We start from the raw sequence: 22,455 nt of genomic DNA, 5'->3' as shown, positions 1-22,455 counted from the left end.
CGGCATGCAGGCCTTGCCGCATATCCGGTGCTTCTGCAGAGACACAAGCCTTGACGGCCGCAATTCTCTGGTGCGCGCTTGGCCTCCTCGCTTTGGTCGGCGGAGCGGATATACTGGTGCGCAGCGGGTCGACGCTCGCGCGCCGGCTGAGCATATCCCCGCTCGTCATCGGGCTCACATTTGTTGCGATCGGGACAAGCACACCTGAGCTGGCGGTGGGCATCAATGCCGCGTTGACGGGAGAAGGAGGGTTGGTCGTCGGGAACATCGCCGGCACCAACACCTTCGGTCTGCTGTTCATCCTTGGACTATGTGCTATCGCTCGGCCCGTTGTTTTGGAACCGGTCTCCGTTGGGCTTGAACTCCCTGCAATGATAGCCGCCGCACTGGCGTTCTGGGTGTTTGCAGCTGATGGTTATCTGTCGAGAGCCGAGGGCCTTGTGTTCCTGCTTGGTGGTATCGGCTATATCGTCCTGGTCGTTCGAAGCGCGCGCTTAAGAAGTTCGCCACCCGACAAAGAGTTGCCAGTCCTGCCACGCCCGATGCGCGACGCTCCGCGGAGCGGATGGTTGAACGTCGCCGTCATGATTGGTGGTATTGCGGTCATCACAATAGGCGCGGATTGGCTCGTATGGGGATCCTCCGATCTTGCTCGCAGGTTGGAGGTCTCCGAAGCTCTTATCGGACTGACCATAGTTGCAATCGGCACATCGAGCCCTGAACTGATCACGACAATCGTCTCGACCGTACGCAATGAGCGCGAGATCGCGGTAGGCAATCTTTTGGGCAGCAGTGTCTATAATATTGCAGTCATTCTTGGGCTGACGATGCTGGTTCCGAGCGAAGCGATCACCGTGGAAAGAACGCTCATCGCCGTCGACATTCCTGTTATGGCTGCGGCAACTGTGCTTTGCGTTCCAGCCTTCCTCACGGGCAGAACTCTGTCGCGGGCCGAAGGGGCAGCATTTGTCGGTTGCTACATAGCTTACTTCGCCTACCTTATGCTCGCTCGGACTTAACTCTGGCGCAGGCAGGGTAATGAAACTGGACGCATCGATTTGCTCCGCGAAGGTTGTCGCTTCCGTTCGAAAAATTGACGGATACAGCGCGCAATAGGTCACCCACGAGTAGGTTATGCAGCTGTTTCGAATAGCAAGTTATGATGGCTGCCCGTCCCCGCAACCATCTTTACTTGCTCGGGCAGCAAGTAAAGATTAGATCCTGCCCCCGCAACCACTTCTGTCATAATTCGCTAGAAATCGAAGTGTAACAACAGCTTACACCGAAATCGGCAAACAACACAAAGCCCCGTGACGTTGCCCCCGATCAGCCCTCGTTCATAACTGGACTCTGTTCTCCTTGTGGTTCGATCTGGACCGGGTTGCAAACTCGTTTGGCGTGAGGCCACGCAGGCTCGTGTGCGGCCGGTGTTCGTTATAGTCGATCCTCCATTGTTCGATGATACGGCGTGCAGCAGCCATGCCGCGGAACAGGTGCTCGTTGAGACATTCGTCGCGGAAGCGGCCGTTCAGGCTCTCGACGAAGCCGTTCTGGGTGGGCTTGCCGGGCGCGATGTAGTGCCACTCGACGCGATGGTCCTCCTGCCACTGCAAGATCGCTCGCGACGTCAGTTCGGTACCGTTGTCGGAGACGATCATCAGCGGCCGACCGCGCGTCTCGACGATGGAGTCCAGTTCCCGCGCCACCCGCATGCCCGACAGTGACGTGTCGACCACGAGCGCCAGGCACTCGCGGGTGAAGTCGTCGACCACCACCAGGATGCGGAAGCGTCTGCCATCGGCGAGCATGTCGCAGACGAAGTCCAGGCTCCACCGCTGGTTCGGTCCCTGCGGCAGCGTCATCGGCGCCCGCGTGCCCAGCGCCCGCTTGCGACCACCGCGCTTCTTCACCGTCGTCAGCCTCTTCCCGGTAGAGCCGGAACAGCTTCTTGTGGTTCAGCTCGATGCCTTCCCGCCGCAGTAGGATGTGCAGCCGCCGATAGCCGAACCGCCGCCGCTCAAGCGCCAGCTCCTTCAGACGCGTCCGCACGGCGGCATCGTCCGGTCGCCGCGACGCATAGCGGTAGGTCTTCGGGTCGAGCCCGATCAGACCGCAGGCACGCCGCTGCGAATAGCACTTCTCTTCGATCGCCCAAGCCACGAAGCGCTTCCTTGTCCTGGGCGTCAGAACCTTCCCAGCGCTTCTTTCAGCGTCGCGACGTCCAACATCGATTCCGCTAGCAGCTTCTTCAGCCTGCGGTTCTCGTCCTCGAGGCTCTTCAGCCGCCGGGCGTCCGACACTTCCATGCCGCCATAGCGGTTACGCCAATTGTAGAAGCTTGCCTCCGAGATCCCGTGCTTGCGGCACAGCTCTGCAGTCGGGATTCCCGCCTGGTGCTCCTTCAGCACGCCGATGATCTGATCTTCCGTGAACCGGCTTCTCTTCATCTCCGTCTCCTTTCGACGGAGTCCAGTTCAAACCGAGGGCATTCAAGGGGCAACGTCACCCGGACAGGAAAGCGCCGGGGTGTTTGCCAAGCTACAGTCCGACGGACACAACACGGATGCGTTCCCCGCCCAAACCCGGCCAGTAAACACCAATATCGATGTCTCCCGGCTCGCCATTCGCCTGTAGCCAGAACCCGACGATGCCACCACGAATGGGAACGATATTCGGTCCAAGAAGTATTGCGGGACCCGCAACATCGACCTCCATCGACCCTTCGAGATACGGCAGGACATTGCCGGTCTGATCGAGAACGCGCGCGATAACGCGCACAGTATCTCTTTCCATTGCGTTCAGACTGGTCTGATCTGCCTCGACCTGCAGCGTCGTCGGCACAGGAGCTGAAGACATCTGAACTGCCTTGACTGCCTCGCCGTTTATGTAGCCAACCAATGTTCCGTCCTGCCAACTCGAACCCCAAAGGCCCATCTCTTCAGGCCGGAAGTGGCGCTCGTCAAAGACAATCGGCGGGTGCGGCAAATGCGGATAGTTCTGGCGATCAGGCCCTGCCCGCTTGGACAACTGGTTGCCGTAGCGAAACTCGATCTCGTCGCAATTGGTCAAAATGATCAACGGCAGCACGCCGCCAATATTGCGCTCTCCTCGCGCCCAATAGGTCACAGGCTTCAAGACGACTTCATCGGAGGGGTCACATTGGCTTATGTAGGCATAGGCCGCGAACTTCGGCTCGCGGAACATGTCCATAACGCCATGATAACAGATGCGATCGCCTGAGCCGAATTCCTGGTGGGTGTTGTAGTCGAACATGCACCAGCCGATGCAACCTGAAACGTTCGGGTCGCCATGCATCGCATCAAGCACACGCAAATGGCGTGAAACATGCTCGGCCTGACGCTGCTCCTGGTCAGTTCGTTTCGTTGGATACATGTGGCCGTTGAATTCGGTCACCAGATAGGGAACCACCTTTGATAGTCCGGTTACCTCGCGCTGGTTGCGCAGCGCGACGTGTGGGCGGTTGTTGCCGGGCAGTTCTTCGGAGCCCTGACTGAAGTCGTTCATCGTATAAACGTCTTCAAGCAACTCGCTTTCATCGATATAGCGAACACCGCCCGTCTGGCGGGTCGGGTCAAGTTCGCGAGCAAGGCGATTGGTCTCGGTATAGAAGTCATGATCGTCCTGCGATTCATTGATGCGAACGCCCCAGATAATGATCGAGGGATGGTTCCAGTCGCGCTCTATCATACGGCGGACATTCTCGACCGACTCCGCCTTCCAGGCGGGGCCGCCAATGTGCTGCCAGCCCGGGATCTCTTCGAACACGAGCAGACCAATGCGGTCGCAATGGTCGAGGAAGTAAGTGGATTGTGGGTAGTGCGAGGTGCGCACGACATTGCACTTCAGCACCCGCTTCACCAGTTCGGCATCCTGTTCCTGTGCTGACCGGCCCATGGCGTAACCAACATAGGGAAATGACTGATGGCGATTGAGTCCCATCAGCTTCAGAGGCTTGCCGTTCAGAAGAAAGCCGTCCGGGGTAAATTCGGCAGTCCTGAAACCAAACTTGCTCGAAATCTGATCGGTGCCGGAGGTTGTCGTAAGTTCGACGGAAATCTCATAGAGAACCGGATTGTCGATATCCCACAGAGCAAGACCGGTCAGGTTATCAAACCGCAACAGCGCCGATGCGCCGTCGAGCGGAGCCGATACGGCAACTATAGCGCTACCCTCTCCATCTTTAAGCGTCGCAACGACAACGCCTTCAAGTGGGAGGTCTTGAGGATTGTCAAACCAGCAGCGAACCGATGCCGACTTGGCCGCTTCAAGCACATTGCCTGTCTCGACCTTCATCTTGGCAATCGAGACTGAGGACCGGATTTCAAGCCACACATCGCGGTAAATGCCAGCATAGGTCAGATAGTCGATCATCCCGCCGAACGGCGGAATTTCCGGGTTCTCGCTGCCGTCGATCTTGACCGTAATCAGATTATCGCCGTTCACCAGCAGGTCAGTCAGCCTGGCCTCGAACGGCGTATAGCCATCTTTATGTGCGGCCACTTGTTTGCCGTTCAGGCAGACGACGGCGTCGGCCATAGCGGCATCGAAACGCAGGACAACTTCCTTACCTTCGAACGCCGTCTGCCATGGCAGCTTCTTCTGATAGATGAATGCGTGCTGATAGCACTTCTCGTCAAAATAGTTGAAGGGAAGTTTCACTGCATTGTGTGGCAATGAAACTGCCTCACCATCCCACAGTTCCGCGATCAATTCAGGAACGAAATGATCGTGGAATACCCAGTCATCAGATATTTTTTGCACCGCACGCATAGTATCTAATTCATCCCTTCATGTTTTTTGCAGACACAAGAGTGCCATGGCAGAACTACTCTGCATGGCAAAGAACGCATTTCGAATAGGTAATGTTTTGATCTTCGTATCTATTATGACAGTGCCATAGTCGATGCGAAAATGCTGGACGATGCCCTGCTCTCTAGGCTCGTCCTTTGTTAGTAGAGGCGCGCGCCATTCTTGGCGAACAATAGAGCGCGTTTCGCCGGGATACCAACCGTGAGGCGCTTATCGTCGACGTAACGGAATTCGTGGCGTTCGATAATCAGCGGCTCTTTTGTTCCCGTGCCAACATAGACATAGCTTGTGGCGCCGAGATGCTCGGCAACATCAACGTTGAGCACGATGTCACAATCACCCGCGCCGGCAGAAGCAAAATGCTCCGGCCGCAGCCCCAAAATTACATCCGTTCCCGGCGTCGGTATGTCCTTCAGAGGCAGGGTCAGGTGTGCGCCGCCTTGGTTGACCAGCTCAACGGTCACAGCGCCGGCAGCCGCATTGACTACTCTCGCGGCAAGGAAGTTCATCTTCGGCGAGCCGACGAAACCGGCAACAAACATGTTGGCCGGATTGTCATAAAGGTCTAGCGGGCGGCCAATCTGCTCTACATTACCACCGCGCAGGACGACGATCTTATCCGCCAGCGTCATCGCTTCGGTCTGGTCGTGGGTAACGTATATCATGGTCGCGCCCAGCTCCTTGTGCAGCCTCGCGATCTCGACGCGCATCTGCACCCTGAGCTCCGCGTCAAGGTTGGACAACGGCTCATCGAACAAGAATACTTGCGGCTCCCGCACGATCGCGCGTCCGATAGCAACTCGTTGGCGCTGGCCACCTGATAGCGCTTTTGGGCGGCGCTCCATTAAGTGACCGATCTGCAATATCTCTGCGGCGTGCTTGACCCGGCGATTGGTGTCTTCTTCCGGGTTACCGTTCATGCGCAGACCGAAGGCGAGATTCTGGCCGACGGTCATATGCGGGTAAAGCGCATAGGACTGGAACACCATGGCTATACCACGGTCGGCCGGCTCGACATCATTGACGACGCGATCGCCGATGCGCATCTCGCCGCTACTAATATCCTCCAGGCCCGCGACCATGCGCAACAGAGTAGACTTGCCGCAGCCAGATGGGCCGACGAAAACAACGAACTCACCAGAGGCGATCTCGATATCGACACCCTTGACTATTTCTATCGCGCCGTAGCGCTTAACGACTGATTTGAGCGAAAGACCAACCATGGTTCCAATCCCTACTTGACCGCGCCTGCAGTGATGCCGGCCACGAAATGACGTTGCAAAAGAAGAAAAACGGCGATCATCGGAGCGGTTAGAAGCACTGCTCCTGCCATGATGCCACCCCAACTGACCTTGCTCGGCCCAATGAGGCTACCCAGTGCGACCGGCGCAGTGAACATGGTACGATCACTGGAGATCAGCAGCGGCCACAGATAGTTGTTCCAGCTGTAGAGGAAGAGGATGATCGACAGCGCCGCCATCGTTGGTCGGGCCAGAGGCAGAGCGACACGGAAAAAGATGCGCCATTCGCTGACACCTTCGACACGAGCTGCGTCGAAAAGCTCGGCGGGCATCATCGTGAAAGCCTGTCGCATGAAAAGAACGCCGAGCGAGTAGAATAGCGGCGGACCGATCAAAGCAAACCAAGTGTTGCCCAGCCCGAAATCGCGCGCAACCATCACAAACTGCGGGATCACGACGACGAAATAGGGCAACGTTATCGTGCCTAGAAGAATGGCCAGTACCAGTGATTTGCCAAAGAACCGGTACCGCACCAGTGCCCACCCGGCCATGGCCGTCAGCATGACTGACAGTATGGTATAGATGATGCCGACGACAATCGATACGAACATGGCGCGCAGAAAATCGGTATCTGCCTGCAGGTTGCTGATATTGTCGAAGAAGCTTGTGCCAAACCACAGAACAATGTTGGGCGAAAAGATCGCGTGGTCGGGCAATGTGGCGAACACTGCCATCATCCATAACGGGAACACCCAGATTAGCGCGAGCGGGATGAGTAGTGCGTGCAGGCCAATGGCCCGCAGTCGCTGTTGTCTAGACTTGCTCATTTCGGTTCCCTAGTCAGCCAAAGTTGAACCATTGAGATCACCACAGCCAACGCAGCGATTGCATACGCGATGGTTGAGGCATAACCAAAGTTGCCCGAGGTGAAGCCTTGCCGATAAAGCAGCACACCGAGCGTTTCGGTCGCTGACCCTGGTCCGCCACGGTCCGTGATCAGGAAAGGTTCGGCAAAGAGCTGCATAGCGCCAATGATCGACATCACAGCGCAGAAGGTGATAATCGGTTTCAGTAGCGGCAGCGTGATATAGAAGAACTGTTTTACCTTGGATATCCGTTCGAGCGTTGCCGCTTCGTAGACGTCTTCAGGAACAGATTGCAGACCAGCAAGGATGATGATCGCGTTATAGCCTGCCCAGCGCCAGGTGACCGCCATAATAATGACAGCCATTGCTGCGGTTGGGCTCGTAAACCAGCTAATGCCGCCGATCCCTACTGTTTCAAGCAGTTTGTTGACGACACCGAAATCGTCGGTGAACATGAGCCTGAAAACAGCCGCATACGCGACTTCACCAACGACGATTGGCGCAAAAAAGCAAAACGGAACAGACCGCGGGCCTTGAGCGCCTGCGAATTCAGCAGCACCGCCATCAACGTCGCCAGCGCGATCATTATCGGAACCTGGATAACCAGGATCAGCAGCGTGTTTTTCAGCGCGTTAAAAAAGTCTGGATCATTGAACAGCCGCGACCAGTTTGCCAGCGGCGCAAACCTCCAAGGGTTCACCCGCGTCACGTGTAGCGAGATAATAAATGAATTGATGATTGGCCAAACCCAGAAAGCCAAGAAGATCAATAGGTAGGGCAGCAGAAATGCGTAAGCTGTGCGGTTGTTGCTGCGCATGTCGTCTCCTTTAGTTTTTTGAGCCCAAAGGTTATTTTCTGCAGCACGCTGCAATCCCGCAAAAATGCGGGATTGCGCGGCTAGGGTCAGGCGGGAGAAGACCTGACTACCCAACAAACCTAGTGGGCGATTTCCAGTCCGGTAGCGGACGAGATCTGCTTGGCCGCATCGTCGAGCGCCGTCTTGGCATCAGGGTATCCGCCTTCAAGATATTTCACCTGAACAGTGCGGTAGGCCGACTTAGCGTCCTGATAGAAAGCCGTGCCGCGCGACGGCCTGATCCTCGGCAGACCGGACAGGATGTCTACCCATATGGCTTGGTCACCCCAATAGGGCTGCTTCTCGTGCACATAAGGATCGTCGAGGGCCGAGATCAACGAAGGCACAAGCCCATAAGCCTTGAGCATGGAGATCTGCCCTTCGTTGGTGCCAAGCGTGTAATTCAGATACGCATAGGCAGCTTCCTTGTTCGCGGAAATCGAGGTGATACCCAGAGCCGATCCACCAACGTTGGCCGCATGCAGGCCATCGGCGGTCACGCTCGGCATGGTATAGACGCCCCACTTGCCCGCCAAATCAGGAGCATTGGTGCGCAACGTGCCCTCATACCAGCCACCATACATTTGGGTGGCCACTTTGCCGGCGACGACCGACTGGATTTTCTCATCCCATTTTGCGGCAGAGATGGTTCCAGTATCCTTGAGCTTTTTTATCGTATCCAGCGTTGAAACACAGGCAGGCTGGTTGATCGTGATTTCGCTCCCGTCATCCGAGAAGTAGTTGCAGCCCTGCTCGTTACCGATCATGCGCATGAATTCGTCGTCGCCATTCAGGTCGGCCTGACTCATCACCACGCCCGGATTGGCTTCAGATATCTTCTTGCCGGCGGCGATAAAATCATCCCAGGTAACGATCGTGGCGGGATCGACACCAGCCTTTTCATAAAGATCGCGCCGGTAGAACATAACGACAGGACCAGTGTCCCACGGCATGGCATAAGCCTTGTCTCCAACTTCCAGTTCGGTCCGCTTGAATTGCGGAAACTTGGCCTGAACCTCAGGCGTATAACCCAAAGCCTTCAGGTCGGTGAAGCAGTCTGGAAACTGGCTCCAGAAGCTTTCCGCGTCGCCATTCTGAATGGTGACGATATCAGGCAAGCCAACACCGCCTGCGGCGCATCCAGCCAGCGTCTTGTCAAAAACCTGCGCGTTGCCATAATCCTCGACGATGATCTTCACGTCTGGATGTTGCTTCATGTACTCGGCTGCGGTCGTTTTCAGCGATGATGCCGCGATATTCCAGCTCCAGATCCTGATTTCCGTTGATTGTGCGAATGCCGTGCTCGCGCTAAAATTGGTCAAAAGTGTCAGCGCGGCACACCCGATGATGGTGCGCATGATTCCTCCCATTTCGATTGCTCTTCCTCTCGGAGCGCCTGAATTTTACGGGATGGGCAACGGCTGTCTTGGCCGAAAGGGCGATAAACTTGTCCAAAGGTAAGGTTAGCGGACGCACCTACTATCAGCTAAACGCCAACAGTGTGGAGGGCACTCCGAGCGTACTGCAGACGTTTCATCACCCGCCGTTGGTTATGCGCCAACCCCATTGGCATGCGCAGGTCGAGGTCAATTTTATCATGCGCGGTTGGGTGCACTATCGCATGGCTGACTATGACCTGCGTCTGGTCGCTGGCGATATGGCGCTGTTTTGGGGCGGACTGCCGCATCATATGGACGACGCTTCCACTGATCCGATCTACGCCGGCGCGCATCTTCCTCTGGTGCATTTTTTCCGGCTGCGTTTGCCAGGCGAAGTCCAACGCCGGCTGATTGCGGGCTCTACCCTGCTCATTAAGGCAACAGACGCTTCAGATGTCGCCAATTTTCCACGCTGGGACCGTTACAATAGATCGGGTGATCCGCTACGAGCGCAACAGGCGGTGAGCGAGTTACTGCTTCGACTGGAGCGGGTGCGTTTCGAACCTTTCCAATTGGTCCCCCGCGTCAAAGATGATATTTCTCCGGCTCAAACTGCGGAGCAATTTTCGTCCCGCAAAATCAGTCTGATGTCTGCTTTCATTGCGGAACATTTCCTCGATAACATCGAATGTAACGACATTGCTGCTGCCGCCGGCCTACATCCGAAATATGCGATGAGCCAGTTCAAGAAGTCGACTGGTATGACATTGAACGATTACTTGAACCTCATGCGCCTTTCTTATGCTCAGGCAAGGCTGCTCAACAAAGACGCCAACATCTTGCATGTCGCTATGGATAGCGGTTTTGGGTCTCTCAGCGCCTTCAACAAAAGCTTCCGCAAAATTGCTGGGATGTCGCCCTCTGATTTCCGCAAGCAAGGAACGGCCTTGGTGCCTCAGCTCTTTGACAAATTAGTGTCTGCTCCAAAAAGAGGTGAGTGATTTCAGCGGGTTGTGATTCTGTCGGATTGCTGAGATTCGACGGAGATCATTATGCCCTGGACCGAAACCGCTCGCCCTCACTATGAACCGCGCTGCCGTCGCTACGCAAGCGACCTGACGGACGCGGAGTGGGCGCTGGTCGAGCCGTTGATGCCGACGCCGAGCGGATCGGCCGCCCCCGCAAGACGGACCTGCGCGAGGTCGTGAATGCGCTGCTTTACATGGCGTCATCGGGCGGAGCATGGCGGCTTGCCGCGCGATGGCGGTCGGCGCTGCGATATGTTGGGTCTCCGCGCCGCCCGCCATCGGTCATGCCCGATCCTGCGGCGGCTGGATTCCGTCATGTGTATCCGCCGGAGGTTCCACCGCGAACGCCTCTTTCCCCTTTTCGGCCCACAGTTCGCGCGCCCGTTCACCGTCCTCGCTGTTGAGCTTTTCGGCCATCCAGATCATCGCGCCGTAGATCATGGCGCGGTCGTCGCCGGTCAGGTCTACGATCCCGGCCTTGACGACAAGGCCGCCGAGTTCGATCAGATGCCGGGTGCGCTTGCGGCGTTCGACCTGCCATGTGCGCATGTCATGTCGCGCCCGCGCCGCCTGATGCCGATTGCGCGCCGCCCGGTTGCGTTTGAGCGCCGCCACTGTCGCGGTCAGGCGCTGATGAAGATCGCCGCGACTTGCCGCGAAAGAAAGCCGCGCCGCGCTTGGCCCACGCCTCCCTCTTCCCGGCGTCCTTGGTTTCGGCCAGCACGACGAGCGCACCGGCCAGTTCATCGGCGGTGAGGGCATCGGCTCCGGTAGCGATCACCAGTTCGCCAAGCCCTGTCACCTTGAGCGCTTTCAATTCCCGCGCCCTGTCTTCCAGCGCCTTCAGTTCCGCGTCATAGTCCCGTGGTTTGCGCATTGCGGCCTCCATCATCCCTACAAGCTGTTGATGCAACGATGATAGTTGCGCGGACAGCAGAAGGCAGTAATGTTGCCGGGTGTCAACGGCGGAGTAAAAACCGGCCACGGGGCGGAGCAAAAGTCGGCCACCTTGGCGCGCGCCTGAGACCGCCGGGAGGGCGTAGCCCGAGCGGGGGTCTCGGGCGCGCGCGGCGATTTTCAGAGAAGGCTTCAGCCGGCCTTTCGGGCGCGGCTTTGGGCGAGACGGTAGCTGTCGCCGTTCATCTCGAGGATGTTGACGTGGTGGGTGATGCGATCGAGCAGGGCGCCGGTCAGACGCTCGGACCCCAGAGTTTCTGTCCATTCGTCAAACGGAAGATTGCTGGTGATCAGAGTGGCGCCGCGCTCGTAGCGCTGGGAGATAAGCTCGAACAGCAACTCCGCTCCGGTCTTCGACAGCGGCACAAAGCCCAGTTCGTCGATGATCAGCAGCTTGTAGGCTGCCATCTGCTTTTGGAAACGGAGCAGACGCCGCTCGTCACGCGCCTCCATCATCTCACTGACCAGGGCGGCGGCCGTGGTGAAGCCGACGGACAGCCCCTTCTGGCAGGCAGCCAGTCCGAGGCCGAGTGCGACATGCGTCTTGCCCGTGCCGCTGGGTCCGAGAGCGATCACGTTCTCGCGGCGGTCGATCCACTCGCAACGTGCCAGCTCCAGCACTTGCATCTTGTTCAGCTTGGGGATGGCTGTGAAGTCGAAGCTGTCGAGGCTTTTGACGACCGGGAATTTGGCCGCCTTGATCCGGCGTTCGACCTTGCGGCGATCGCGTTCGATCATCTCCCGTTCGGCAAGCCGGAACAGGTAGTCGATGTGGTCGATGCCCTCGGTGGCGCATAACCGGGCCAGCTTCTGGTGCTCGCGCTGGAAGGTCGGCAGCTTCAGGGCTTTGAGATAATGGGCGAGTAGGATGTCGGGTGCTTCGGTGCTCATGCCGCTTCTCCCGCATCAGACGACAGAAGGCGCATATATGCCTTCGCCGAGGTCTTCTCGACCGTCGTTCTCGGCAGGTAGGGATAGATCGCCAGGTCCAGCCGCGGCGGCCGGCGCTCGACCCGGCACAGGATCAGATGCTTGACGGCATCGAATCCGATTGCGCCGAGCTGGATTGCCTGCTTCACCGCCGCATGCAGGTCGGCGAGCTCGAAGCTCTCCATCAGGCGCAGAACCTGAACGTATTCCCGCCGACCATGCCTGGCCATGCGGCCTTCCATCAGCCGGCGCAGCGTAGCGAACTCTTCCGGCAGGTCCCAGCCTTGCAGAGGGGCGGCCTGATCCAGGGAATTGATCTTCTGCTCGATCAGCGGCAGGTAGTGGATAGGGTCGAAGACGACGTCTTCCCGATCCCAGCACCGCGGATGGCGAGCAATGATCTCGCCACGGCAGCCGATCACCACCTCGTCGACATAGCCCCGCACCCAGACGTCCTGATGACCGTAGGCGACCGGCACGGAATAGTCGTTGGTCTTGTAGCGCACCAGAGACTGGGCCGTTACGCTTGTGCTGGCCTGATCGCAGGCATCGAAGGGTGATGCCGGCAATGGACGCATGGCCGCCAAATCCCGCTGCAGGCGCTCGCCGATCGTCTCGCTCTCGCCGCGCAGCCTGTCGCGCTGGCGTTTGCGGCACTGCTCCTCCAGAAAGGCGTTGAACGCATCCCATGTCGCAAACTGCGGGATCGGCACCATGAAGTTGCGCCGGGCGTAGCCCACAAGGCCCTCGACATTCCCTTTGTCATTGCCCTTTCCGGGACGGCCATATCGATCGCGGATCAGGTAGTGGGACAGGAAGCCGCTGAACAACGCCGCCCGCTTGCGGGTGCCGTCGGGCAGGATCTTGGCAACAAGGCAGCGATCGTTGTCATAGACGATCGATTGCGGCACGCCCCCGAAGAAGGCGAATGCATGGATGTGACCGTCCACCCAGGCCTCGGCCACCGCCGCCGGATAGGCCCGAACATAGCAGCCATCACTATGCGGAAGATCCAGCACGAAGAAGCGGGCCTTCTGCTCTATACCACCGATCACCACCATCGCCTCGCCGAAATCGGCCTGCGCGTGGCCCGGCGGATGGGCAAGTGGCACGAACACTTCCTGCCGGCGCTGATCCCGCTCGCATGTAGTCCTTGATGATCGTGTAGCCGCCGGTGAACCCGCACTCGTCGCGCAGGCGGTCAAATACCCGCCTGGCGGTATGGCGCTGCTTGCGCGGCACCTTCAGGTCCTCGTCGAGCCAATGCTCGATCGTCGAAACAAACGCATCCAGCTTCGGGCGCCGGATCGGTGATCGCCGCTGGTAACCGGGTGGCGTCGAATACGACACCATCTTCGCCACGCTGTCGCGCGATATGTTGAAATGCTTCGCCGCCTGACGCTGCGTCATCCCTTCCGAAACAGCCAGACGAACCTTCAGATATAGTTCCACGGTGTAGATCCCCTGTCCCTCCTGCGATCATTGCAGAAGGAAGATAGGTGGCCGGTTTTTACTCCGCCCGCAGCAGCATTATGCCGCCGCTACCGTGGCCGACTTTTGCACCGCCGCTCTCAGGCGCTGCGGCCCCCTTCGCGTTCGCGGCAACGATGGAGCGGTTCGGCATAGGCACATCGCTCGTTCTAAGCGCCGCGCTCGGTTCCGTCGGCATTGCGGCGTTTGTCGCGGTGGCGATGGCGACGAAGCGGACCCTCGTCGCCAGCCCAAGGCTGTTAAATTGAGCGCAGCGACACGCGCTTCTCAAGTTCGGCCGCCTGTTCCTTGCGTTCGCTGTAACGGTCGGTGAGATAGGCGGACGCATCCCGCGTCAGGAGGGTGAACTTCACCAGTTCCTCGCACACGTCCACGACCCGGTCGTAATAGGACGAGGGTTTCATCCGGCCATCGGCGTCGAACTCCTGGTAGGCCTTTGCCACGGAGGATTGGTTAGGAATGGTGATCATCCGCATCCAGCGGCCGAGGATACGCATCTGGTTCACGGCGTTGAAGGATTGACTGCCGCCGGAGACCTCCATGACGGCGAGTGTCTTGCCCTGCGTCGGCCGGACCGAACCGACAGAAAGCGGAATCCAGTCGATCTGCGACTTCATGATACCAGTCATCGCGCCGTGGCGTTCCGGACTTACCCAGATTTGCCCCTCCGACCATTGCGATAGTTCACGCAACTCCTGCACCTTCGGGTGACTTGCGGGAGCTTCGTCAGGCAGCGGCAGGCCCTTTGGGTCGAATATGCGAACCTCGCATCCGAGCCGTTCGAGCAGCCGGCGGGCCTCGAATGCAAGCAGGCGGCTATATGAAACATCGCGCAGGGAACCGTAGAGGATCAGAATGCGCGGCTTGTGTGTCGAAAATGCCGGGCGCAGGGCATCGTGATCGGTCGAGTGCAGGTGGTCGTCCTGCAGTGCGGGGAACGTATCAGGCAATGCGCTTTCCTTCTTGATCGAGAACCGGCTCACCGTCTTCCTTGAAGAACGGCCCCTTGAAGTTATCCGGCAGGATGTCGAGCACAGCTTCGGACGGACGGGCGAGCCGGGTGCCGAGCGGTGTCACGACGAAGGGACGGTTGATCAGGATCGGCGTTGCGATCATCGCATCGAGCAACTGCTCGTCGGTGAGGTTCGGATTGTCGAGGCCGAGTTCTGCGTAGGGCGTGCTCTTCTCGCGAACGGCCTCCCGGACCGTCAATCCAGCGTCCGCGATCATCGTCGCGAGCTGCTCGCGTGTCGGGGGATGTCGCAAGTAGTCGATGACAACGGGTTCGATCCCGGCAGCGCGGATGAGCGCCAGCGTGTTGCGGGACGTTCCGCAGGCGGGATTGTGGTAGATGGTGGCGTTCATGGTCAGTGCCTTTCGGTGAGGGTGGTTCGGCAAACGGCAGGGGCGGCCTCGTACCAGTCCTTCGAGCGGTTCACGATCCAGACGACCGACAGCATGACCGGTACTTCGATGAGAACGCCAACGACGGTGGCCAGCGCCGCACCGGACTGGAAGCCGAACAGACTGATGGCGGCGGCGACCGCAAGTTCGAAGAAATTGCTGGCACCGATCAGGGCCGACGGGCCGGCAACGCAATGCCGCTCGCCGGACATCCGGTTGAGCAGATAGGCAAGTCCGGAATTCAGATAGACCTGGATCAGGATCGGCACGGCGAGCAAGCCGATGACGGCCGGCTGGGCGATGATCTGCTCACCTTGAAAGGCGAAGAGAAGAACAAGCGTCGCAAGCAGCGCCACCAGCGAGATCGACTGCAATCTTGCAAGTACGCCATCCAAGGCTCGCGTCGTTCCATCAGCCGTGAGGCGGCGGCGGATGACCTGCGCGATAATGACAGGCACGACGATGTAGAGGGCGACGGAGAGAACCAGCGTAGCCCATGGCACCGTGATGGCGGACAGGCCAAGCAGAAGGCCGACGATCGGCGCGAAGGCGACAACCATGATCGCATCGTTCAGCGCGACCTGCGACAGCGTGAACAAGGGCTCCCCGCGCGTGAGGTTGCTCCAGACGAAGACCATGGCCGTGCAGGGGGCTGCGGCGAGAATGATCAGTCCGGCGATATAGGAATCGATCTGGTCGGCAGGCAGGTAGGGGCGGAACAGCCAGCCGATGAACAGCCAGCCGAGCAGCGCCATGGAGAACGGCTTGACGGCCCAGTTGATGATCAGGGTCACGCCTATGCCGCGCCAGTAGGTGCCGACCTGCGCCAGCGAGCGGAAGTCGATCTTGAGCAGCATCGGGATGATCATCAGCCAGATCAGGATGGCAACGGGAATGTTCACCTTGGCAACCTCGGCCGCGCCAATGATCTGGAATATACCGGGCACGAAATGGCCGAGGGCGACACCCGCAACGATGCACAGGAACACCCAGATGGTCAGATAACGCTCGAATTTGGACATCAGGCGGACTTTCCCTGTAATGAAGTGAAACCTTCCATCGTGCCGATCTGACGAAGCTTCATCAAGCGCCATGCGGTCGATGGATGCCAGCGGCAGGCTGCCGAAAGCTGCGATCCGGTTCTTGAGGAAACGCGCGGCCTCATGGTCGTGGTCCGTGGCTAGGTCGGCGGCGCGGTGAGCCTCATGATGGTCGCAGAGGATTGGCAGATGGTCGAAAGCTGGCGGGTCGCCAGCACTGCCGCGGGCACGCTGTCCCGCTGGACTTCCGAAAATCCGATGCGCGTGAAGAACGACGCTGCACGCGTTGTCGCGAGGTAGACGTCGCTGGCTTGATCGAGGCCCGCCAGCGCCTGCTTGACCAAGGCGATCCCAAGGTGCTGTCCGCGGTGATCAGGAAGCACGACAACCGAACGCAGGAGGACGTCGCCACCGCAGCGCTCGACACCGTAGAAACCCACGATTTGGCCATCCGATGACAGTGCCTTGAAGAAGGTCCGGCCATGATCCTCGATGTCATCGGTTGGAAGATACGCGTCCGTCAAAGCCGCCTTGAGGTCGGCGTCGCTCCCGGCAATTTGCTCCAATCGGATTGCGTTCATGACTACTTCGTCTCCGGGGTGCAGCACGGCATCAATTCTGCGATGAGCGGAGCACAAAGTTCCGTCGAGCCACCGCAGCAGTCCTTCAGAAGGAACAGGGTCAGGTCACGCAGGCCATTGAGGTCTGCCCGATAGATGATCGACCGGCTCTGCCGCTCGTTCGTGACCAGGCCGGCCCGCGAAAGTGTCGCGAGATGCGCCGACATGGTATTTTGCGGCACGTCGATGAGGCGGGCAAGTTCGCCTGCTGGAATGCCATGGGGCTCGTGTCGCACGAGGAGACGGAAAGTCTCCAGCCGCGTGGTCTGCGCCAAGGCCCCGAGCGCCGCTATTGCCGCAGTGTTATCCATATATCCAGATTAACGGATATAATTTGCCTGTCAATTCTCTTGTTTCCGCGCATCTGGCTTATTCATGGTAGATCGCGATCCTACACGTTGGGTGCGCACAAGATTGTCGAACACAATCACGCAACTGGAACCCAGCCATGCCTGAGGAGCCAACTATCCTCTTTTGACGCAGATCATCGCGGCATATGGGTGCCGAGAGCTAGCTTACCTTCACTGCAAGACCATTCTGGTGAAGGAGTTCAGACATGCCGTTCAAGACCATACTCTCGCTCATCGGCACGACAAACACCGATGCGGATATCGATAAGACTGTAACGTTGGCGGTGGAAATCGACGGGCATCTCTCCGTCATGGCGCTGAGAACCGCGATTTCGCCGTTCGGGGCCGACTACCCTGCCGCAGCCGCCTGGCTGAACGAGCGCCAAAAGGAAATCGACGAGGTGGTGGATGTTCGACGCATCGCTGACGAGCGCTGCAGGAAAGGTGGCTTGTCATTCGATGTCGACCATATCTACGATGACCGCTTCATCATCGAAAGCAACATCGGCACCCGCGCGATGTACGCCGATCTGGTCGTCGCCGGGGAAGGAATCCGTTCGGATTCCGAGCTTCGAAAGGCAGCCATCGCGGCGACAGCCTTCAACGCCGGTACGCCTCTGCTCTTGATGCCGAAGGCAGGTCGCGCCACCCTGAAGCCGAAGAACGTCCTTCTGGCCTGGAATTCGCGCCCGCAGGCGGCCAGTGCCGCAAAGGCAGCGCTTGGGATGCTGAAAGGTGCCGATACCGTCCGCCTCGTCATCGTCGATCCGGATTCTTCGTACTTCGAGAATGGCGGGGAGCCGGGCGCGGACATGGCGGCCTTCCTGTCGCGTCATGGCGCAAAGGTCGTGATCGAGCAGATCGCGAGCGGCCAGAGACCGACGGAAGACGTGATCCGCCAGCATGCGCTCGAACTCGGCTGCGATATGATCGTCATGGGGGCCTACGGTCATTCGCGCCTGCGCGAGCGCGTTTTCGGGGGCGTCACCGCTTCGATCCTCGAGACCTGCGACGTGCCTGTCTTCATGGTGCGGTGAGATCTGGAGCGCCCCGATGCGTTGTGAGCATCGGGGCGCATCCTGATCCCTGGTCGTTTTCGCGCCGTTCAGGCACCTGTCAGCATGGCGCCTTATTGCCGGATGCATCTCCAGCAGAAGGAAGCCGACATGAACATCCGTCGCAATATCCTCGCAGCGCTTGCTATCGTTGCAATCACCTCGCCGGCATGGGCCGCGAATACCGTCAAGGTCATCGAAAGTGGCGAAGGCGGTGGTCCGATGACCCTCACGCTCGACCGGCCTACGATAAAGGCCGGTGAGACGACCTTCGTGGTGCACAACAATGCGCTCACGGAAGAGCACGAAATGGTCCTGGTCAAGCTGAAGTCAGCCGATCAGAAGGTCGATGTCGTCGCCTCCAAGCATCGGGTGGACGAGAAACATTTGAAAAGTCTCGGTGAAGTCGCGGATCTGAAGCCGGGCAAGGACGGCCAGATGAAGGCGCGGCTTGCCCCGGGTTCCTATCTCCTGCTCTGCAACATCAAGGGCCACTACGAGGCGGGGATGCACACCCTGCTGACGGTGACGAAGTGATTGCATCCTCCTGATGCCGCCACACGAAAGAAGGCGAAACACGTCCATGGCTACGACCGCATCGCTCTCGTTTTCCCTTCCGCAGCGCATCTTGCACTGGCTCACGGCAGGGCTCGTCTTCTTCAACCTGTTGTTCCCGGACGGCATGAATGCCTGGAACAGGAGCATGAAGCAAACCGGTGCGGCGAGCGCCGAACAGGTCGCAAGTGCCAATATCCACGCCTATGCCGGCATCGCGATCCTTGTTCTCGTCGCCGTTCGACTTCTGCTCCGACAGGTCCAGGGCGTGCCGGCTGCGCCCGCGGGCGAACCAGCGATATTCAGGTCGGTAGCCAAGATATCCGAATGGACGCTCTATCTCCTCCTGCTCGCGATGCCGCTCAGCGGCGCCGCCGCCTATTATCTCGGATACAAGGGCGCAGGCGACCTCCATGCCGACGTTCTCAAAGCCATTCTGTGGGCGGTTGTGGGGCTTCACGTCCTGGGGGCGTTGGCGCATCATTTCTATTGGAAGACGAATGTGCTTCGGCGGATGACGGTCGGCTGATCGTTCCATCCTGCGCTCGCTTGGCCCGCGCCGGTGAAAGTGTTCCTCACTGCATGGGAAGAACGATGTGGGCGGCAAAGGCCGCGGTGCCGGCGGCGACCGTGAGGGCGGTAAACGGCGCGCTGAAAGACGGCGCCCCAAGCAGGATGGTAATGCCGGCGCGGCACAGGGCATTCGTTGCCATGGCGACAAGGATTGCCTTTCCGATGACGTCGAGTGGCAAGACATCCCGGCCCGCTTGCAGGGCGGCCAGTACGGCGACATCCACATCGACCGCGCCCGTCAGGGCGGTCGTGGCCAAAAGTCCGGAGCTGCCGAAATGTGAGACAAGAACCGCGCTGGTGATGGTGGCTGCTGCGAAAATCGCCGCGAAGACCAGCAGCGGGCCTATCTCGAAGGGATTGCTGGTCGGCACGTCCGCGAAGGGTCTGTCTTGCGGCCAGTAGAACAGCGCGAACCCGGAACCGGCGAAGACGACAGCGGCCGTGGCGGCGGCCGGACCGGTGGGAATGACCGCGGCCGGGTCTATCAGCAGGATCAGGCTCATCACGCGCAGGATGGACACGGCCGCACCGAGCGCTGCGGCCCCGGCAAGCGGAAGCGGATCGCCGGAGCCTTTCACGCTTCGCGCCAGAACCATGGTAACGGCCGTGGATGAAACGAGCGAGCCGGCAATCGCGCTCAGGATGAAGCCCTTCCTGGCTCCGAAGATCCTGACGGCAATGTAGCCGAGGAACGAAAGACTTGCGGTCAGGACGGTGAAGAACCAAACCTTCCACGGATTGAGTCCTCCCCAGGGATCTATGGTTTCGTTCGGCAGGATCGGAAGGATAACCGCCGTCATGACAGCCAGCATCAGCGCGGAGCGCAGTTCTACCCAGGTCAAGCGCTTCAGAAAGCGATGCAGGACGTTGCGGCTTGCGAGCGTGGCGGCGAGTGCTGCCCCTCCCGCCGCCGCGGCCTGCGCGTCGCCGGCGACAGCCAGGCCGCCGAGTGCGAAAACGCCAAGACCCGCCATGACGGTGGTCACGCTATAGTCTGAATCCGAACGTGCTTCGCGCAGCTTGAAGATAGCCAGCGTGGCGGCGAAGCCCAGAAACGTGATCGGAAACACCATGGGATAATCGAGGGTATGAGCGACCGCCACCAGCACGCCGCCAAGAAGCCCCGATATCCCGAAGGTTCGTATGCCGGCGGTTCTGCTGCCTTCGGGAGCATCTCGCTCCTGCCAGCCGCGTTCAAGCCCGACCAGAAGGCCGATCGATAGCGCGATACCCAATCTGGTTATGAGTGTGTCCATTGATGGAACCATCGGGAAAGGCCCAGTCGGCACCAGGCGCGGCGGTGTTCATTCCCATTCTAGAGAAAACGACGCTTCCGGAATTGATCCTGCGCAAGGTGGGAGCGGCCGTTTGCGGGCTTATTCAGTGGCATCCTGTCGATAGGGAGGGCAACGTGCCGCAAGCGAGCGAAGGCATCTGGCAGAGACGGTCGAGCATCATCCTGGTCGGTATTGCCGCCGGGGGGCTGGTGATCGGTCTGGTCTTGTCGTGGCAGGGCCCCCGCTACGCCCCTCTTGTCTGGAGTGCGGCGACGCTGACGATTCTCATCAGTCTGTCCATTCAGGTCTTCGGCGCCTTGCGCCGGGGGGATGTCGGGCTTGATATCGTTGCAGCGCTTTCCATGTCGGCCGCGATCGTGTTCGGCGAGCCGCTTGCCGGAAACGTGGTCGGCTTGATGTATGCGGGTGGCCAGCTCCTTGAGGCCTTTGCCGAAGGGCGCGCGCGTCGGGAGATGACGGCCCTGATGGGGCGCATTTCGCATTTTGCCATGCGCCATGGCACGTGCGGACTGGAGGAGATCGCGATCTCCCGGATACAGCCCGGCGACCGGTTGCTGATCCGACAGGGTGAAGTGCTGCCGGTGGATGGGATCGCTTCCGGCGAAGGTGCGGCGCTAGACATGGCGGCCTTGACCGGAGAACCTTTGCCGCAGCCCACTCCGTCTGGAGCCGAGGCGCTGAGCGGTTCGACCTGCGTGGGCGCGCCCTTCGATCTGGTTGCCAGTAGGACTGCCGCCGAAAGCACCTATGCGGGGATCATCAGGCTGGTTGAGGCCGCGCAGGCGAGCAAGGCGCCCATGGTCCGCATGGCAGACCGTTTTGCGGTGGGCTTCCTGGTCCTGACTCTCATTATCGCGGGCGGCGCCTGGTATTTTTCGGAGGATCCGATCCGCGCGCTTGCCGTTCTTGTCGTTGCAACACCCTGTCCCCTGATCCTTGCGGTCCCGGTCGCCATCATTTCCGGCATGTCGAAGGCGGCCGGAATCGGCGTTCTCGTAAAGAACGGCGGCATGCTCGAGATGCTGGGGCGCGTGCAGACCGCGGTTCTCGACAAGACCGGCACGCTCACCCATGGTCAGGCGGCGGTGATCGACATCAGGACGGTATCGCCCTTCACGGCAGAAGCGGTGCTAGGGGCGGCGGCGAGCCTGGATCAGGCTTCCGGCCATGTCGTTGCCGCTGCCCTCATCCGTGCTGCAACCGAAAGCGGCCTGTCTCTGTCGAAGCCGGAGGGTGTGCGGGAAGTGCCCGGCACCGGCATCGAAGGTTATGTCGAGGGACGACGGATTGTTGTCGGCGGGAGTGGCTTTGTGCAACGCATGTCCGGTTGCGAGGACCCGCATGACCTGATCACGCCCGAGATGCGGGCTTCCATGACCGTGGCCGTCGCCATCGATGGAGCGCTCGCGGGCATGATCGTTCTCAAGGACCAGGTGCGTGCAGATGCGATGTCGGTTCTGGCGGATCTTCGGACGTCGGGCATCCGGAGGCTCGTGCTGGCGTCGGGTGATCGCGCGGAGATTGCGCATGTCGTCGGCCAGGCGCTTGGCATGGATGCCGTCCTCGGCGACCTGACGCCGGAAGCCAAGGTCGATGCGGTCAGAAGGGAGACCGGAAACGGCCCGGTGATGATGGTGGGGGACGGCGTCAATGACGCCCCGGCGCTCGCGGCGGCCGATATCGGCGTTGCCATGGGCGCCCGCGGCACGGCCTCGTCTTCTGAAGCCGCGGGCGTGGTGGTCCTTGTCGATGAGCTTGCGCCACTCGCCAAGGCCATTGCAATCGCGCGCCGAAGCCGCAGGATCGCGTTACAGAGCGTATCGGTCGGACTTACGCTTTCAGTCGGGGCAATGGTTGCGGCAGCCTTCGGATATCTCCAGCCGGTCGAAGGGGCGATCCTCCAGGAGGCGATCGACGTGGCTGTGATCCTCAACGCGCTGAGAGCTCTTCGATGACGTGAACCCGTATGCCCGCTAAGGATG

20 protein-coding genes and 4 pseudogenes are annotated in these 22,455 nt (G+C 59.6%); 8 read left to right on the top strand and 16 right to left on the bottom strand.

The features are described from left to right. Positions 1-50 precede the first annotated feature (50 nt). Positions 51-1,019 (top strand): calcium/sodium antiporter, encoded by a 969-nt coding sequence (locus MOE34_RS16405; protein ID WP_009450478.1) that lies wholly within the window; start codon positions 51-53, stop codon positions 1,017-1,019. Positions 1,020-1,337: 318 nt separating this feature from the next. Here the strand turns inward: MOE34_RS16405 and MOE34_RS16400 are convergent. The 6 genes and pseudogenes from MOE34_RS16400 to MOE34_RS16375 form a co-directional block, all read right to left on the bottom strand. Then, positions 1,338-2,447 (bottom strand): annotated as a pseudogene (locus MOE34_RS16400) (IS3 family transposase). A 91-nt stretch (positions 2,448-2,538) separates the two neighbouring features. Further along, positions 2,539-4,791 (bottom strand): glycoside hydrolase family 2 protein, encoded by a 2,253-nt coding sequence (locus MOE34_RS16395; RefSeq protein WP_242218604.1) that lies wholly within the window; start codon positions 4,789-4,791, stop codon positions 2,539-2,541. 179 nt (positions 4,792-4,970) lie between these two features. After that, positions 4,971-6,053: an ABC transporter ATP-binding protein gene (locus tag MOE34_RS16390; protein ID WP_160788203.1), complete on the bottom strand. Its 1,083-nt coding sequence runs from the start codon at positions 6,051-6,053 to the stop codon at positions 4,971-4,973. 11 nt (positions 6,054-6,064) lie between these two features. Beyond that, the gene (locus MOE34_RS16385; protein ID WP_160788202.1) at positions 6,065-6,898 is read right to left on the bottom strand and encodes a carbohydrate ABC transporter permease; all 834 of its coding nucleotides are present in this window, start codon (positions 6,896-6,898) and stop codon (positions 6,065-6,067) included. Next, positions 6,895-7,754: pseudogene (locus tag MOE34_RS16380) on the bottom strand (carbohydrate ABC transporter permease). Before MOE34_RS16380 ends, MOE34_RS16385 begins: the two are co-directional and overlap by 4 nt. A gap of 119 nt (positions 7,755-7,873) precedes the next feature. Beyond that, complete coding sequence (locus MOE34_RS16375; RefSeq protein WP_242218602.1) at positions 7,874-9,151, bottom strand: ABC transporter substrate-binding protein; 1,278 nt, start codon at positions 9,149-9,151, stop codon at positions 7,874-7,876. Between the two features lie 83 nt (positions 9,152-9,234). Between MOE34_RS16375 and MOE34_RS16370 the strand changes: the two genes are divergently transcribed. Further along, positions 9,235-10,173, top strand: coding sequence for a helix-turn-helix domain-containing protein (locus MOE34_RS16370; protein WP_187593247.1), 939 nt, complete (start codon positions 9,235-9,237; stop codon positions 10,171-10,173). 51 nt (positions 10,174-10,224) lie between these two features. Continuing rightward, positions 10,225-10,424: pseudogene (locus MOE34_RS16365) on the top strand (transposase); the annotation flags it as partial. Positions 10,425-10,482: 58 nt separating this feature from the next. On the opposite strand, the gene MOE34_RS16360 reads toward MOE34_RS16365, so the two are convergent. The 4 genes and pseudogenes from MOE34_RS16360 to istA form a co-directional block, all read right to left on the bottom strand. Further along, entirely contained in the window at positions 10,483-10,749 is a 267-nt protein-coding gene (locus MOE34_RS16360; protein ID WP_215281030.1) for a conjugal transfer protein TraD, read from the bottom strand. 1 nt (position 10,750) lies between these two features. Continuing rightward, a complete protein-coding gene (locus MOE34_RS16355; RefSeq protein WP_215281027.1) occupies positions 10,751-11,077 on the bottom strand; it encodes a conjugal transfer protein TraD in 327 nt (108 codons plus the stop codon). Between the two features lie 212 nt (positions 11,078-11,289). Continuing rightward, on the bottom strand, positions 11,290-12,048 hold the full coding sequence (gene istB / locus MOE34_RS16350; protein WP_242218600.1) for an IS21-like element helper ATPase IstB: 759 nt from the start codon (positions 12,046-12,048) through the stop codon (positions 11,290-11,292). Continuing rightward, positions 12,045-13,539 (bottom strand): annotated as a pseudogene (gene istA / locus MOE34_RS16345) (IS21 family transposase). The gene istB and the pseudogene istA overlap by 4 nt, the downstream one beginning before the upstream one ends. A gap of 47 nt (positions 13,540-13,586) precedes the next feature. Here istA and MOE34_RS16340 point away from each other — a divergent pair. Continuing rightward, complete coding sequence (locus MOE34_RS16340; RefSeq protein WP_242218598.1) at positions 13,587-13,826, top strand: hypothetical protein; 240 nt, start codon at positions 13,587-13,589, stop codon at positions 13,824-13,826. Here MOE34_RS16340 and arsH read toward each other — a convergent pair. From arsH to MOE34_RS16315, 5 genes are all read right to left on the bottom strand, one after another. Next, positions 13,818-14,546, bottom strand: a complete 729-nt coding sequence (arsH, locus tag MOE34_RS16335) for an arsenical resistance protein ArsH (RefSeq protein ID WP_277955664.1) — start codon at positions 14,544-14,546, stop codon at positions 13,818-13,820. The genes MOE34_RS16340 and arsH overlap by 9 nt on opposite strands. Beyond that, positions 14,521-14,943, bottom strand: a complete 423-nt coding sequence (arsC, locus tag MOE34_RS16330; RefSeq protein ID WP_242218596.1) for an arsenate reductase (glutaredoxin) — start codon at positions 14,941-14,943, stop codon at positions 14,521-14,523. The genes arsH and arsC overlap by 26 nt, the downstream gene beginning before the upstream one ends. Before the next feature lie 2 nt (positions 14,944-14,945). Beyond that, entirely contained in the window at positions 14,946-16,004 is a 1,059-nt protein-coding gene (gene arsB, locus MOE34_RS16325; protein ID WP_242218594.1) for an ACR3 family arsenite efflux transporter, read from the bottom strand. Between the two features lie 158 nt (positions 16,005-16,162). Next, entirely contained in the window at positions 16,163-16,603 is a 441-nt protein-coding gene (gene arsN2 / locus MOE34_RS16320) for an arsenic resistance N-acetyltransferase ArsN2 (RefSeq protein ID WP_242218592.1), read from the bottom strand. 2 nt (positions 16,604-16,605) lie between these two features. Then, complete coding sequence (locus MOE34_RS16315) at positions 16,606-16,953, bottom strand: ArsR/SmtB family transcription factor (protein WP_242218590.1); 348 nt, start codon at positions 16,951-16,953, stop codon at positions 16,606-16,608. 245 nt (positions 16,954-17,198) lie between these two features. Here MOE34_RS16315 and MOE34_RS16310 point away from each other — a divergent pair, with 245 nt between their 5' ends. From MOE34_RS16310 to MOE34_RS16300, 3 genes are all read left to right on the top strand, one after another. Continuing rightward, positions 17,199-18,029: a universal stress protein gene (locus MOE34_RS16310; RefSeq protein ID WP_242218589.1), complete on the top strand. Its 831-nt coding sequence runs from the start codon at positions 17,199-17,201 to the stop codon at positions 18,027-18,029. A 129-nt stretch (positions 18,030-18,158) separates the two neighbouring features. Continuing rightward, a complete protein-coding gene (locus MOE34_RS16305; protein WP_242218587.1) occupies positions 18,159-18,584 on the top strand; it encodes a sulfocyanin-like copper-binding protein in 426 nt (141 codons plus the stop codon). Between the two features lie 46 nt (positions 18,585-18,630). Next, the gene (locus MOE34_RS16300) at positions 18,631-19,131 is read left to right on the top strand and encodes a cytochrome b (protein ID WP_242218584.1); all 501 of its coding nucleotides are present in this window, start codon (positions 18,631-18,633) and stop codon (positions 19,129-19,131) included. 46 nt (positions 19,132-19,177) lie between these two features. Here the strand turns inward: MOE34_RS16300 and MOE34_RS16295 are convergent, their stop codons facing one another. Next, the gene (locus MOE34_RS16295; RefSeq protein ID WP_242218582.1) at positions 19,178-20,431 is read right to left on the bottom strand and encodes an MgtC/SapB family protein; all 1,254 of its coding nucleotides are present in this window, start codon (positions 20,429-20,431) and stop codon (positions 19,178-19,180) included. Positions 20,432-20,433: 2 nt separating this feature from the next. On the opposite strand from MOE34_RS16295, the gene MOE34_RS16290 reads away from it, so the two are divergent. Beyond that, a complete protein-coding gene (locus MOE34_RS16290) occupies positions 20,434-22,428 on the top strand; it encodes a heavy metal translocating P-type ATPase (RefSeq protein ID WP_242224097.1) in 1,995 nt (664 codons plus the stop codon). The last annotated feature ends 27 nt before the right edge of the window (positions 22,429-22,455 follow it).

Source organism: Shinella zoogloeoides (assembly GCF_022682305.1).
Classification (GTDB): domain Bacteria; phylum Pseudomonadota; class Alphaproteobacteria; order Rhizobiales; family Rhizobiaceae; genus Shinella; species Shinella zoogloeoides_B.
Note: the sequence above shows the minus strand (reverse complement) of the source record. Positions and strands in the feature narration are given on the sequence as shown.